This window comes from Nocardia tenerifensis NBRC 101015 (genome assembly GCF_000308715.1).
Taxonomy (GTDB): Bacteria; Actinomycetota; Actinomycetes; order Mycobacteriales; family Mycobacteriaceae; genus Nocardia; species Nocardia tenerifensis.
The window spans coordinates 58,714-72,562 of the sequence record NZ_BAGH01000288.1; the positions used below are offsets into that span (position 1 = coordinate 58,714).

General features: G+C 67.0%; 14 protein-coding genes and 1 pseudogene. 4 read left to right on the forward strand and 11 right to left on the reverse strand.

The window, feature by feature from the left end:
- Positions 1-42: 42 nt before the first annotated feature.
- The 3 genes from pyrH to rpsB form a co-directional block, all read right to left on the reverse strand.
- Positions 43-771, reverse strand: a complete 729-nt coding sequence (gene pyrH / locus ON39_RS22510) for a UMP kinase (protein WP_040737341.1) — start codon at positions 769-771, stop codon at positions 43-45.
- 253 nt (positions 772-1,024) lie between these two features.
- Positions 1,025-1,849 carry a translation elongation factor Ts gene (gene tsf / locus ON39_RS22515; protein ID WP_040737343.1) on the reverse strand — a complete coding sequence of 275 codons (825 nt, stop codon included), beginning with the start codon at positions 1,847-1,849 and terminating at the stop codon, positions 1,025-1,027.
- 101 nt (positions 1,850-1,950) lie between these two features.
- A complete protein-coding gene (gene rpsB / locus ON39_RS22520; protein WP_040737345.1) occupies positions 1,951-2,805 on the reverse strand; it encodes a 30S ribosomal protein S2 in 855 nt (284 codons plus the stop codon).
- Between the two features lie 765 nt (positions 2,806-3,570).
- Between rpsB and ON39_RS22525 the strand changes: the two genes are divergently transcribed.
- From ON39_RS22525 to ON39_RS22535, 3 genes are all read left to right on the forward strand, one after another.
- Positions 3,571-4,026 (forward strand): hypothetical protein, encoded by a 456-nt coding sequence (locus tag ON39_RS22525; protein ID WP_040737347.1) that lies wholly within the window; start codon positions 3,571-3,573, stop codon positions 4,024-4,026.
- A 9-nt stretch (positions 4,027-4,035) separates the two neighbouring features.
- On the forward strand, positions 4,036-4,563 hold the full coding sequence (locus ON39_RS22530; protein ID WP_083894630.1) for a M23 family metallopeptidase: 528 nt from the start codon (positions 4,036-4,038) through the stop codon (positions 4,561-4,563).
- 872 nt (positions 4,564-5,435) lie between these two features.
- Positions 5,436-5,966, forward strand: a complete 531-nt coding sequence (locus tag ON39_RS22535) for a DUF1990 domain-containing protein (RefSeq protein ID WP_040737349.1) — start codon at positions 5,436-5,438, stop codon at positions 5,964-5,966.
- Between the two features lie 357 nt (positions 5,967-6,323).
- On the opposite strand, the gene ON39_RS22540 is transcribed toward ON39_RS22535, so the two are convergent.
- The 7 genes from ON39_RS22540 to ON39_RS22570 form a co-directional block, all read right to left on the reverse strand.
- The gene (locus ON39_RS22540; RefSeq protein WP_040737387.1) at positions 6,324-6,689 is read right to left on the reverse strand and encodes a GatB/YqeY domain-containing protein; all 366 of its coding nucleotides are present in this window, start codon (positions 6,687-6,689) and stop codon (positions 6,324-6,326) included.
- A 127-nt stretch (positions 6,690-6,816) separates the two neighbouring features.
- Positions 6,817-8,733 (reverse strand): alkyl/aryl-sulfatase, encoded by a 1,917-nt coding sequence (locus tag ON39_RS22545; RefSeq protein WP_040737350.1) that lies wholly within the window; start codon positions 8,731-8,733, stop codon positions 6,817-6,819.
- A gap of 1 nt (position 8,734) precedes the next feature.
- Positions 8,735-9,058, reverse strand: a complete 324-nt coding sequence (locus tag ON39_RS48225) for a DUF202 domain-containing protein (RefSeq protein ID WP_051186929.1) — start codon at positions 9,056-9,058, stop codon at positions 8,735-8,737.
- Entirely contained in the window at positions 9,055-9,420 is a 366-nt protein-coding gene (locus tag ON39_RS22555; protein WP_040737352.1) for a YidH family protein, read from the reverse strand. Before ON39_RS22555 ends, ON39_RS48225 begins: the two co-directional genes overlap by 4 nt.
- Positions 9,417-10,055, reverse strand: a complete 639-nt coding sequence (locus ON39_RS22560; RefSeq protein ID WP_040737353.1) for a DUF3159 domain-containing protein — start codon at positions 10,053-10,055, stop codon at positions 9,417-9,419. Before ON39_RS22560 ends, ON39_RS22555 begins: the two co-directional genes overlap by 4 nt.
- A gap of 218 nt (positions 10,056-10,273) precedes the next feature.
- Complete coding sequence (locus ON39_RS22565) at positions 10,274-11,005, reverse strand: acetoacetate decarboxylase family protein (protein ID WP_040737354.1); 732 nt, start codon at positions 11,003-11,005, stop codon at positions 10,274-10,276.
- A gap of 125 nt (positions 11,006-11,130) precedes the next feature.
- Positions 11,131-11,850 (reverse strand): TetR/AcrR family transcriptional regulator, encoded by a 720-nt coding sequence (locus tag ON39_RS22570; RefSeq protein ID WP_040737355.1) that lies wholly within the window; start codon positions 11,848-11,850, stop codon positions 11,131-11,133.
- Between the two features lie 54 nt (positions 11,851-11,904).
- Between ON39_RS22570 and ON39_RS22575 the strand changes: the two genes are divergently transcribed.
- Entirely contained in the window at positions 11,905-13,365 is a 1,461-nt protein-coding gene (locus ON39_RS22575; RefSeq protein ID WP_040737356.1) for an MFS transporter, read from the forward strand.
- A gap of 76 nt (positions 13,366-13,441) precedes the next feature.
- Here ON39_RS22575 and ON39_RS22580 read toward each other — a convergent pair.
- Positions 13,442-13,849 (reverse strand): annotated as a pseudogene (locus tag ON39_RS22580) (phospholipase D-like domain-containing protein); the annotation flags it as partial.

Here is a 13,849-nt window from a genome sequence, read left to right on the forward strand (position 1 = left end):
CCTCCACTGCGTCGTCATCGTCATGATCCGCGGGTCGCGGGGTCAGGACCGAACCAATGTGCCGATCTTCTCACCGGCGACCGCTCGGGCGATATTGCCCTTCGTCAACAAATTGAACACCAGCATCGGCATCTGGTTGTCCATACAGAGGCTGAAGGCCGTCGCGTCGGCGACCTTGAGGCCTTGCTCGATGACCTCTTTGTGGGTGATCTCGGAGAACATGGTGGCGTTCTCGTCGACCTTGGGATCGGCATTGAACACCCCGTCGACCGCCTTGGCCATCAGCACCACCTCGGCGCCGATCTCCAGCGCGCGCTGGGCGGCGGTGGTGTCGGTGGAGAAGTACGGCATGCCCATGCCCGCGCCGAAGATGACGACGCGCCCCTTCTCCAGGTGACGCTTGGCGCGCAGCGGCAGGTAGGGCTCGGCGACCTGACCCATGGTGATCGCGGTCTGCACGCGGGTCTCGATCCCTTGTTTCTGCAGAAAGTCTTGCAGCGCAAGGCTGTTCATCACGGTGCCGAGCATGCCCATGTAGTCGGAGCGGGCGCGTTCCATGCCGCGCTCCTCCAGCTCGGCGCCGCGGAAGAAGTTGCCGCCGCCGATCACCACGGCCACCTGCACGCCGGTGGCGACCACCTCGGCGATCTGCTCGGCGACCGTCTCCACCACGTCGGGGTCGAGGCCGACCCGGCCGCCACCGAACATCTCGCCGCCCAACTTGAGAAGCACCCGGCGATATCCTGGGCGAGCGGTCCCCGGGTCCGTCATGGGTGTTCTTCTCCTTCGGCGGTCAACGTTGTTCTCGGCAGGTCAGTGCGTCACAGAATTCGGCAGCTCGGAAAGGCTCCTCAACACGGAGCGGCCCCTATCCTGCCCTATGAGTGTTCGGCGGCATGAGAAGACCCCCCGTCAACCGGCGGATCGGTTCGACGGGGGGCCTGCTCGCTATGTGACAGTGAGTCCGGCAAGACCCGTCCCGCGGCTGGATCCCGGTGGTCGCCGAGATGCGCGCGGGGCGTGATCAGTTGGAGCCGACCTCGAAGCGGGCGAAGCGGGTCACGGTGACGCCTGCCTCGTCCAGCAGGGCCTTGACGGTCTTCTTCGAGTCGGTGACCGACGACTGCTCGAGCAGCACGACGTCCTTGAAGAAGCCGTTGACGCGGCCCTCGGTGATCTTCGGCAGCGCGGCCTCGGGCTTGCCTTCTTCGCGAGCGGTCTGCTCGGCGATGCGGCGCTCGTTCTCCACGATGTCGGCCGGAACCTCGTCGCGGGTCACGTACTTCGCCTTGAGCGCGGCGACCTGCATGGCGGCGGCGCGGGCGGCCTCGGCCGCGGCGTCACCCTCGCCCTGGTACTCGATCAGCACGCCGACGGCGGGCGGCAGGTCCGAGGCCCGCTTGTGCAGGTAGGTCGCGACCGGGCCGTCGAGGGAGATCACACGACGCAGCTCGAGCTTCTCGCCGATCTTGGCGGCCAGCGCCTGCACGGCCTCGTCGGCGGTCTGGCCACCGAGGTCGAGGGCCTTGAGCGCGTCGAGGTCGGCCGGCTTGGCGTCCGCGGCGGCGGCGACGATCTGGTCGGCCAGCGCCTGGAACTCCGCGTTCTTGGCGACGAAGTCGGTCTCGGAGTTGATCTCGACCATGACGCCGCCCTTGGCGGTGACCAGGCCCTCGGCGGTGGTGCGCTCGGCACGCTTGCCGACGTCCTTGGCGCCCTTGATGCGCAGCAGTTCGACGGCCTTGTCGAAGTCACCGTCGGTGTCGGCCAGCGCGTTCTTGCAGTCCATCATCCCGGAGCCGGTGAGCTCCCGGAGCCGCTTCACATCGGCAGCGGTGTAGTTCGCCATGGGTGGCGAGCCTCCTTCGGAGAAAGTTCTGGAGATACTGGGCAGCGGTGATCACCATCGCACGCGATCATGATCACCGCTGGAACAGCGAGTTAAGAGACTCAGGCCTCGGCCGGGGTCTCCACGGACGCGGCTTCCGCCGGGGCCTCAGCCGAAGCCTCGGCCGGCGCGTCGGCGGCGGGCGCGGCCGAAGCGAGCAGCTCCTGCTCCCACTCGGCCAGCGGCTCGCCCGCGCCCGACTCCGGCTTGTCGTCGCCCGAGGACAGACCGGCCCGCGCCTGCACGCCCTCGGCCACCGCAGAGGCGACGACCTTGGTCAGCAGCGCGGCGGAACGGATCGCGTCGTCGTTGCCCGGGATCGGGTAGTCGACCAGGTCGGGGTCGCAGTTGGTGTCCAGGATCGCGATGACCGGGATGTTCAGCTTGCGCGCCTCGCCGACGGCGATGTGCTCCTTGTTGGTGTCGACGACCCAGATGGCCGAGGGCACCTTGGCCATGTCGCGGATACCGCCGAGGGTGCGCTCGAGCTTGTTCATCTCACGCGTGAGCATGAGGATTTCCTTCTTGGTGCGACCCTCGAAGCCACCGGTCTGCTCCATCGCCTCGAGCTCCTTGAGGCGCTGCAGGCGCTTGTGCACGGTGGAGAAGTTGGTGAGCATGCCACCCAGCCAGCGCTGGTTGACGTAGGGCATCCCGACGCGAGTCGCCTCGGCCGCGATCGACTCCTGGGCCTGCTTCTTCGTGCCGACGAAGAGAACGGTGCCACCGTGGGCGACAGTCTCCTTGACGAACTCGTAGGCCTTGTCGATGTAGGTCAGCGTCTGCTGCAGGTCGATGATGTAGATGCCGTTGCGGTCGGTGAAGATGAACCGCTTCATCTTCGGGTTCCAGCGCCGAGTCTGGTGCCCGAAGTGCGCGCCGCTGTCCAGCAGCTGCTTCATTGTTACGACAGCCATGGCTCTCGTATCTCTCTTTCGTTTGCCGGTTGACGCAGCGAATCGGTGATCCACTGCCCTGGCGCCTCCGAGCCATCGGACCCGACCGCGAGGGTGGGGACCAGCCGACGACTCCCTGCTCCGCCCGGACACCGCCGCGAACCGATTGATGATGAACTCGATTCGTGCAGCGCCGTTGCGAACAAGCACGGGGTGGCGCGCGAAGTCGGTCCATGCAGGCACAGACCGCTTGATCAGTCTACGGGGTTGCGGGCCCAGCTTCTAAATCGGCCTGTCAGGGGCGGGATTGACCGTGCGTGACGGACAGCCGACGCCACCCAGGAGATCCTCTCCAGACCACCATGCACGCCGTCAAGATTTGGTGCATTCGGATACGACCCTGGCTCGGACCCAAGTGAAAGTGTGGTCCGTGAGAGCGATCCCCCGGCAACTGAGGGTGGGGAGAAACCCGGCAAGGGCACAGACAAAGCCATGCCCCGGGCGGCATGCAATGCAGAGGCGGACCCGGGGCGTACGAAAGCTACCTTACCTCCTAGCGGCACCTCGATCTCGTCGCAGACGGCGGCGTTGCAGTGAGCCACGAACCGGCTCGGGTGAAGTGGATGGACACCCACTTCTTTGCGACGAGCGAGATTGCTTTGCCATTCTGTGAAACCTCCGGTGTCCACAGTGGAGAAAGTTGTCCACAATTGCGGGGGTGGGGGTTTCGCGGCGGGGGGTGGGCGGATGAGGCTTTGGGGCATGCCTTCGAATCCGATTTCTTCGATGATGACGCTGGTTATACCGCTCTTCTTCGTGCTCGGGGTGTTGACCGCGCCGCCGGTGGCGGCTGAGGCTCAGGGCACGGTTCAGGCGGGGGCTTCGCCTGGTGTCGAGGTGGCGGGGTGCACGGGGTCGTTCTGCGGGATGGTGCGGCCTGCGCCGTTGCGGATCTTGGGTGATGCGCGAGAGGGGCCGGCTTCTGGTGCGTCGGCGGCGTGCACTGGTTCGCAGTGCGGGGCGGTGCACCCGGCGCCATTGCGTGTGGCGGTTGGTCTCGTCGGCTTGCTTCCGTGGCTGACTGCGATGGTCGGTCCCGAGCCGTTGCCTACCTCCCCGCTCGATCCCGAGTTCTGCGAATACGTCGGTCCCGCACCATTTTTCATGTCGCCGAGTGATTCCGAATTCTGCGGACTCGTCGAGCCGGCCCCGATGGTGCTGTCGCCGGTGGCGGGCAAGTGATCTCGGGCGATGCTGAGGAACTGTGCGCGCTTGTTCGTCACCATTCTCGTGGGGCTCGCGCTGGTCCTGGTGGTGTACGAGAACCCGGTAGCGGCGACCGCACCCACCGGCCAGTTCGATTGGCCGCTGCAACCTCGGCCGAGCGTGCTGCGACGGTTCGACAAGCCCGCACAGGACTGGCTCCCCGGGCATCGCGGAGTCGATCTGTCCGGTGCACCGGGGCAGCCGGTGCTGGCGGCCGGTGACGGGATCGTGGTGTTCGCCGGCACGGTGGCCGACAAACCGGTGATATCGATCGATCATCCAGGCGGGCTGCGAACCACCTACGAACCGGTGCATGCAGAGGTTGCCGTCGGGCGACGGGTCGAGCGTGGAAGTCGGATCGGCACTTTGGAGTCCGGGCACGAAGGTTGCGGGACGTGCTTGCACTGGGGCTTGCGAAGCGAGGGCGGTGGTCGGCGGCGACGTGAGTACTTGGATCCACTGGGCCTGCTGCGCAGAAGTCCTCTACGACTGAAGCCGGTTACGCGGTCCTGACTTCACCTTGGACCAGCGGTGCGCAGCAGCGCAACGAATTCGCCAGCGACTGGAGCACGTGGGCCGCGAAGGATAGCGATGCGGCGCTCGGAGAAGAGCAGCTGCCGGTAGGCGGGTTCGGGCAGACCTGGCGGGACAGGTTGTCCCCGTTGAGATTTCGGGCATGGTCGTCGCTGAACAGTGAGCTTCTGGTCGGCGCCGATGTGGATGCCGTACAGCTCGTCGAGGCACTCCGGCGGGTAGCGGGCGGCAGACAGCAAGTCGCGGGCAGCAGCGAACCGCAGGTGGCAAGCCACAAGCCACACGCTGCGGGCGGCAAGCAGCAGGCGACGAGCGGCGAGCAGCAGACGGCAAGCAGCAGGCGGCAAGCAGCAGGCGGCAGACGGCAGACGGCAGACGGCAAGCAGCAGACGACGAGCGGCGAGCAGCAGGCGGCAAGCAGCAGGCGGCGGGCGGCGGGCGGCAGACGGCAGACGGCAAGCAGAAGGCGGCGGGCAGCAGGCGGCAGACGGCAAGCAGCAGACGACGAGCGACGAGCGGCGAGCAGCAGACGGCGGCGGCAGCGGCAGGCGTAGGCGCAGCAAGAGGCGGTGGCAGCGGCCAGACATCGGCGGCATAGCAGCAGGCGACGGCGGCAGCAGCAGGCGTAGGCGCAGCAAGAGGCGGTGGCAGCGGCCAGACGTCGGCGGCAGCGTCGGCGGCGGTGGCAGACGTCGGTCGCAGTGGAAGGCGTCGGTGATGAATGGCGGTGGCAGGGTGGTCGAAGGCGGGTGCGGTGCGCGGGTGAGGGTGCCTGGGCGGGGCGGGCGGCGTGTCGTAAGAGACTTAGTGGATTGCTTTCCAGGGGGTGGGCTGGGGGTGAAGATCGAGGGATGGAGCATGTGGCTGGGGATCTGCCGTTCACCTATTCGGAGGTTGGGGCGACGAGTGGGGAGATGCCGCGGGGGTATCACCGGTTTCGGGTGCGGCGGCGGATCGGGTATGGGCGGGCGCTGTTCGAGCATGCGGGGGCGGCGATTCTGGATTATCGGATGCAGAAGGGGACGGGGATCTTTCATGATGCGTCGACGGTGAAGGCTGAGCCGGGTGCGCGGGTGACGGTGCGGCTCGGCGTCGGGCCGTTGGCGATCATCGCACCGTGCCGGGTCGTCTATGTGCTCGCCGCACCCAACCAGAGAGGGTTCGCCTACGGCACGCTGCCTGGCCACCCGGCGATCGGGGAGGAACTGTTCGCCGTCGAATACGATTCGGCCGACGACTCCGTGTACGGCGTGGTGGCCGCCTTCTCCCGCCCCGCCACCTGGTACACCCGCCTCGGCGGCCCCGTAGTACGCCTCGTCCAACGCTTCATCGCCGGCCGCTACATCAAGACGCTCCCCAGCTCCCCTGACCGAACACGTTGAAACAACTCTCGCGCCGTTCTGTCTCACGACCGGGATCACCACGGCACCCTGCCTGCGCGAATCGGCCAAACGAAGTCGGCCATCACCGCGCCTTCGGCCTAGAGCCGGATCATCAGGCTCGATCCGGCTTTGACAGATGGATCGTGAACCCGCGCCGTTCAGCGCGAACCGCCGAACGCCAGCGCTTCATACAAACCGTCCGGCGCGACATCGAATCAACGATTCTCGGCGTGCGTCGCTCGGCCGACTGCGGTTATCAGCAAGCGGCCCCAGCCATGCGGCTCCCGCAAGTAGCCAGGCGTCGACAGCAACCCCGCCAACCGCCGTTCGGCTAGTACCTCGACCGGGTGCGTGGAACTACAGCAACTCGGTAAGCGTCCGGGCTTGGGCGCGCAGATCGTCGGCGTGTTCCGCCCGGTTGAGGGCCTCATATTCTTCGGCGACTTTGTGGCGGTCGGCGATCTCGGCCCGGACGATCTGTTCGATGTCCGTTTCCGTGAGTTCGCGGCGGGCCACTTCGGCGGCGCCGAGGCCGACGGCGCTGCTCTCTACCGAGCCGGCGCGGTGGTCGCCGACGTCCACGGCCTCCGCGTTATCGATGGCACCCAGGGTGGCGCGCAGGGCGGTGACGGCCTGACGATCACGGGACTTCATGGCGACGGACAGCGCGGCGCGCAGACGATCACGGAGTGGAGGCCTATCGGTCGACGGTTCGGTTGACATGATCACCACCGTAAGGAGAGTCGTTGCACGGGTCGAGCAATTTTCGCGGCGACTGACCGGTCGTTCCCCGCGACGAGCTAACCGATCGTTCCCGGCAGCGAACTAACCGATCGTTCCCGGCGACGAGCTAACCGATCGTCCCCCGCGGCGTGACAATCGTGAAATCCGGGTCGGGAGCGTCGAACACGCCGACAAGTTCCGCCAACTTGGTGACGTCACCTTCCATGAGAATGTCGCCCGCGGCGGCCGCGACCCCGAAATCCTCGCCGGACAACAGCACCCGCACGAGCGTCGCCTTGCTCAACGTAAAGGTCGCGTCGGGCTCCGGCAGCGACATCTCCTCGAGCCGGTCGTAGTGGGTCAACCGCCCGTTGCGCAGCTCGAGACGGTGCGTGCGGTCTTCGTCGGTGATCTGCCAGTCCGCGACGACACGCTGATTCCACGCCTTCGGCCCGTCGACGCGCAACGCCATGGCGTCGAAAATCTGCTCGACGGACAGCGCGGCCAACATGGTCGGCGCATTGGCCTTGGTCGGCGTGCCGAACGGGCCGTAGCGCAGTTCGTACGCGCCGCTGAGATAGAAGTTGCGCCAGGTGGCGTTCTCCGCGCCGTACCCGAGTTGCTCGAAGGTGCTGGCCTGCAAGGCTTTCGCGGCGTCGTTGGTGGGGTCGGCGTAGATCACGTAGTTGACGACCTGGGCCACCCACCGGTAGTCGCCCGCGTCGTAGGAGGCCTGTGCCTTGCGCAACACCTCCTCGGCGCCACCCATGAACTCGACGTGCCGGATGGCGGAATCGACCGGCGGATGCTCCCACAGATGCGCCGGGTTGCCGTCGAACCAGCCCATGTACCGCTGGTAGATGGCTTTGACATTGTGACTGACCGACCCGTAGTACCCGCGCGTGTGCCAGCTGCCCTCGACAGCCGTTGGGAGGGTGAGCATTTCGGCGATCTCGGCCCCGACGTAGCCCTGATTCAGCAGCCGTAGCGTCTGGTCGTTCAGGTATCCGTATAGATCACGTTGCAGCGCAAGGTATTCCACGAGCCGGTCGGTTCCCCAGGTGGGCCAGTGATGGGAGGCGAACACCACGTCGGACCGGCGCGCGTACAGGTTGATCGCCTCGGTGAGGTATTTCGCCCAGACGTGCGGGTCACGGACGAGCGCTCCGCGCAGCGTGAGCAGGTTGTGCAGTGTGTGCGTGGCGTTTTCGGCCATGCACAGGGCTCGGCGATCCGGGAAGTAGAAGTTCATCTCGGCGGGCGCTTCGGTGCCGGGCGTGAGCTGGAAGACGATGCGGATCCCGTCGATCGTCTCCTCCTGCCCGGTCGCGGTGATGTCGACGGTGGGCGGAATCAACGTCACGGTCCCGACCGAGGTGGTCTGCCCTAGCCCCGCACCGACCGAGCCGAGCGGCCCGCGCGGCAACACCGCGCCGTACATGTAGCCTGCCCGCCGCGACATCGCGGTGCCCGCGTAAACATTCTCGGCCACAGCGTGTTCCAGGAATCCGGCCGGGGCGAGCACCGGACAACGCCCGGCGGCAACGTCTTCGGTGGTGGTCACGCCGAGTGCGCCGCCGAAATGGTCCACGTGCGAATGGGTGTAGACGAGGCCGGTCACCGGACGGTCACCGCGGTGCGCTCGATACAGCGCGAGTCCGGCGGCGGCGGTCTCCATGGAGATCAGTGGATCGATCACCAGCACACCGGTCTCCCCCTCGACCAGCGTCATGTTGGAGAGATCGAGGCCGCGGATCTGATAGATGCCCTCGACGACCTCGAACAGCCCCTGCTTGACGACCAAACCGGCCTGACGCCACAGACTGGGATTGACCGAAGCGGGGCAGGATTCGCGCAGGAAGTTGTAGGAGTCGTTGTCCCACACCACCGTTCCGTCTTCCGCGGTGACGACGCCGGGCTCGAGCGCGGCGATGAACCCGCGATCGGCGTCCGCGAGATCGGCGGTGTCGGCGAACGGCATCGCGGCGGCGGCGCGGCGCTGCTCCGCGACGATGAAGGCGCTCGGCTCGGTCGCTGTGCTCATCTCATCCTCCTAGGGTCTCAGGCAAGGGTGCGGTGAACTGGATGACGGCGGCGATGACGGCGACGATCACCACGACCGCGGTCGCGGCCGCGACGGACCGCCCGCCGAAGCCGTAGCGACCCTTGTGCAGATCGCGGTTGCGCAGGTACCCCATGACCGCCAGCGCCGCCATGGCCACCGCGGCGACGATCGGCGCGATCAGTGCGGGACGCCACCCGCTGCTCACAGCATGGTTCAGGAACAAGGCGCCGGTGAGCATCGCGGCCACCGCCGTTCGCCGCCAGGCCAGGGCGGTGCGTTCGGCGGCAAGCCCGGCCCGGCTCATCGCAGCAACACCGCGATGCCCGCGAGCACCGAGACGACCGCGATACCCGCGGACAGGATCGGCACCATCACCGTGTCGGGCAACGGATCTCCGCGGCGCATCGCCGCGCCCACCCGTCGCCAATGCACGTACGCGCCGACGGCGACCACCACCGCCAGCACCAGACAGCTCAACGCCAAGGCCCGCCGCACGCCGCCCATCCGGAACGGCTGCACCAGCGTGTGCACCGCGACGCCGCCGGCGAGCAGGCCGAGCGAGGTGCGCATCCACGCCAAGAACGTTCGCTCGTTGGCGAGGGTGAACCGATAGTCGACCTCTTCTTCCCCGTCCTCCGACTCGGCGTCGGGGCTCGGCAGCGTCATGCCGCCCCGGCTCGGACGATCGGCTCGTCGCGTACCCACAGCCGGGTGGGCGCGAGCATGCGCGCCAGCGCGGGATTGCCGAAGTTCGATGCGAAGGAGTCGCGGACAACCTTGTCGGCCACGTGAAGCGGCGCCATCACCGCGACGTGCACAGCCCGGAACAGGAACCAGGCGAAGGTGACTCGGCGATGCGCCCGCAACCGGCCGGTGGGATCGCCGGGCGCAGGCCGAACCTCGCGGGTCACAGCGAAGCTCAGCGACGCACCGGTGAGCAGCGTCGCGCCGAACAGCACGGTCATCACGACGCTCCACGCTACTTCCGGCAGGTAGAAACCGCGCCCCTCGGCGGTGATCTCGACGAACACCAGAATCACCAGAACCGCGACCGCCCGCACCGAGTCGCCGCGCATCAGTCGTACGGCGCCGAGCACGACGGCGACCAGCATCGCCACGAACACCCCGACCTCCGCGCCGGCTACGGAGTATCCGATCAGGAAACTTATCGCCGAGGCGGCCCCGTCGAGATGCCGCGGGCCGTGCATCGCCGGAAGCTTCTCCCATATCTTCCCCGCCGCTCCGCGCTTTCTCTGGACGTCACTGGACGCCAGAAGTTCGCGCTGGTCGTCGGAGTTCACAGGCACCTCTCCCACACCGGTCGGCTTCGTGCTGCGAGCGGGAAGGTCCGCGACCGCACGCCGTGCGCACCGAACAATCTGCGACACCGCGCGAGCAAACAATCCGCTACGTCACCCTAACCGGACCGACAGAAGGCGTCCATGAGCCGCGCGAGGCCGTGATCATGCGGTTACTCGACCGAATCGACTGCCGTTCCCGCAGGCAGATCCGTGGTGAACTACACCGCGACGGCATCCTCGAACGTCATGGCCAGCCGGTCGATGGTCGACGTCATGACGGCTCGCCGAGGCAACCGCAGCGACCGCAACTCCTCCGCGATGGGATGGTCGCCGAGGGTGAGCGTGGCGCCGCCGAGCCGGGCGCGCACGCCGGACGGCTCCATCCGCCACGGTGTGCACCGGGTGACGCCGTCGATGTGCGAGTAAGCGTCGAACGAGGAGGCTGTGTTTCGACGCTGCGGAGTGGGAATGCCCTGGCGGACAGTCAGATCCGCGATGAGCGCGCCGTCCTGGCGCAGCGCGCCGTGGCGCACTCCCCCGTCGTGGCGGACGCTGAAATCGGCGAGTTCCTTCGGGAAGCCCCAGATCCCCCGACCGGCCGCGAGGGTGAAATCACCGTCGACCGGCAAACGGTGGATGAGGACTCCCGCACGGCTCGTCGCCAAGGCCCGGAGATCGCCGAAGCGGACCGAGGGGTCGGCGGTGTGCTGCCGGACCATGAACGCGACGCCGAACTCGTTGTAGGGACCGAGATCTCCGTCGACGTACTCGACGAAGACGAGTGAGCACATCGCGCGGCCACCGGGCAGTCGCAGCACGCGCAGGCCGGAGTAGTCGATCAGGCGCTGTGCGGCGTCGACGGGAACCAGATAGCTCGCCATGAACGCGTGCGCGAGCCGGATGCGCACCGGCATGAGAACTTCCTGACCCAGAACGGTGTGGCTGCTCACGCGAACGCCTTCCCGTGCACCTCGTTAGCGCGAGGTGCACCGATTCCTCGGTCCATGAATTAGAACTCGTTACAGTTTATCTCCGAACCGCGCACTACCCACCGCAGAACGCGAAAGACGGTGGGTCAGGAACTATTTCCCTGCGGCTTTCCGTCCAGCCTGCGCTCGAGACCGTCCAGCAGACACAGCAGCCCGAAGTCGAACGCCATGGCCCGCGCGGTGTCCCAATCGGTCGGCGCGGTCTCCCGGTAGTCGGCCATGAGCTCGGGAAAGTCCGCGGCCGCGTGCTCCATCATCGTCAGCATTTCGGCCCGTTCGATCTCTTCGTGTCCGTACGTTTTGGTCCAGGCGATCTCGGGCATCATGACGCCGAGCACGTAGGACATCACCGTGCCGCTGGCGAGATAGATGTCGATACCGTGGAAACCCGCGGCCAGGTAGGCGCGCCGCAGCCGATCGGTGAGCCGCAACGCGTTCGGGCCCATGCTCGGCAGCTGGCCGATCAGCGTCGCCGCCCACGGGTGCGCGCGCAGGGTCTCGCGGAAGTTGTAGGCGAAGACGGTCAGGACCTCGCGCCACGGCGCCTGGTCGGGCTCGGGCACCTCGACCATGCTCCAGAACTCGTCGAGAACCCACTCCAGCAATTCGTCCTTGTTGCCGACGTACCAGTAGAGGCTGGTCGCGCCCGCGCCGAGTTTGGCGCCGATCTTGCGCATGCTCAAGGCGTCGAGCCCCTCGGCGTCGAGAAGCTCGACGGCGGCGCCGACGATGTGGTCGAGGCGTAGGCCCGACTCCTTGGGCTGCCGCGGTTCGCGAAGCCATACCGAGGTGAACTGCTTGGTCACGGAGCGATTCTATATTCACTCGCACAGTGTTCGATGTCATCGTACGCTGTGCGAGTGGAATCGAACGTTGTACGAGACCCGCGCCGCTGGTGGGTGCTGGCTGTTCTCTGTCTGTCCTTGCTGGTGCTGATGCTCGACAGCACTGTGCTCAATCTCGCTATCCCGTCGCTGATTCGCGAGTTGGGGGCCACGCCGTCGGACGTGCAGTGGATCCTCGACGCCTACGTCTTGGTCTTCGCCGGACTGCTGCTCACCGCGGGCAGCCTGTCGGACCGATTCGGCAGGCGCCGGATGCTGGTCTACGGCCTCGCCGTATTCGGCGTGGCCTCGCTCGCCGCGGTGCTGGCCACCGAGCCGTGGCATGTGGTCGTCGCGCGTGTCCTGATGGGTGTCGGCGGATCGCTGCTGATGCCGTCGACCATCTCCATCCTGATGACCACCTTCGCCGAGGATGAACGACGCAAGGCGATGGCCGCGTGGTCGACCGTCTCGATGGTCGGCATCGTCGCCGGGCCGACACTGGGCGGGCTTCTGCTGCAACATTATTGGTGGGGATCGGTGTTCCTGCTCAATATCCCGGTCGCGGTGCTCGCCATCGTCGCGGCGCTGGTGCTGATGCCGGAGACCACCGGTGAGCAGCGGCCGATCGACCTGATCGGCGTGCTGCTGTCGATCGTCGCGCTGGTCTCGACGGTCTACGTGATCATCGAGCGCGAGTGGAACGTCGGCATGATCGCGCTGGCCGTGGTGACCGCGGCCGGGTTCGTGGTGTGGGAGAGCCGGTCCGCGCATCCGATGCTGCCGCTGGCGGTATTTCGCAATCGGGACTTCACCGGCACCGCGCTGACGCTGTTGCTGATGGTGTTCGGCATGGGCGCGGTCATGCTGATGCTCACCCAATACCTGCAGTTCGTGCTCGGATACGGGCCGATGAAGGCCGGCTTGGCGCTGCTGCCCTACGCCGTGGCCGCCGCCGCGTTCAACGGCCTCGGCGCGACGCTCGGCAAGAAACTCAGCAACAAGACGCTGATCGTGTCCGGGCTGCTGGTCATGGGCGGAGCGTTCGCGATCCTCGCGGTCAGCGAGGGGTACCTGGCGATCCTGGTCAGCATGCTGGTCATGGGTGTCGGCGGTGGTCTGGCCGGGCCGGCCGCGTACGCCGCGATCATGAGCGCGATTCCGCTCGAGCACGCCGGCGTCGGGTCGGCCATGAACGACACGCTGCAGCAGGTCGGCATGGCGATCAGCATCGCCATTCTCGGCAGCGTGCTCGCCGGTGTGTTCACCGAGCACATGCCGGCGGAGGTGCCCGACGCGGCACGCGAATCCATCGGCGCCGCACTCCAACTCGGGTTCGCCGAGCCCGCCAAGGAGGCCTTCACCGCCGCCATGTCGACGGGCTCCTGGATCAGCGCCGGATTCTGCGTCGCGGCCGCGCTGCTCGGACTGACGCTACTGCGCACGCGGCGCGTTGCGGTCGATCGACCGAGTGAGTCGCCGGTCGAGATCGGGTAGCCGACGCCGCCGCTCCTTGCCACGGGGAGCGGCGGCCTCGCGGTTCATCTCGACCGTCGCGGTTTGCCCGCGGGGGTCAGCGGACTGCTCGTGCGGCTTTCAGTCTGCGGATGCCGCGGCTCAGGAACGGGTTGTCCCACAGGCTTGGTGGGGTGCGTTCGGGGTCCATGAATTCGTTTTCCGCCAGGGGGCTGTCCTCGTTCTCTACGGTTTCGGGATCGAATGGCACCAGGGTTCGGCCGTTGCCGCGCAATGCCTCCACGGTCTGTAGGAGCGAGGATGTTTCGGCGAGGGTGGCGTCGAATTTCGCGGGGTCGACGGCGAGGTGTTCGCAGATCAGCTGGCGACGGATGTCGAGGATGGTCTCTCGCAGCAGGTCGCCGTTCGTGGTGGTGGGGGTGACCTCGACGGCCAGATCGCATTCGGTGTCGAAGCCCATCGAACGGTTGTTGAGGTTCGACGAGCCGACCCGCAGCAATCGATC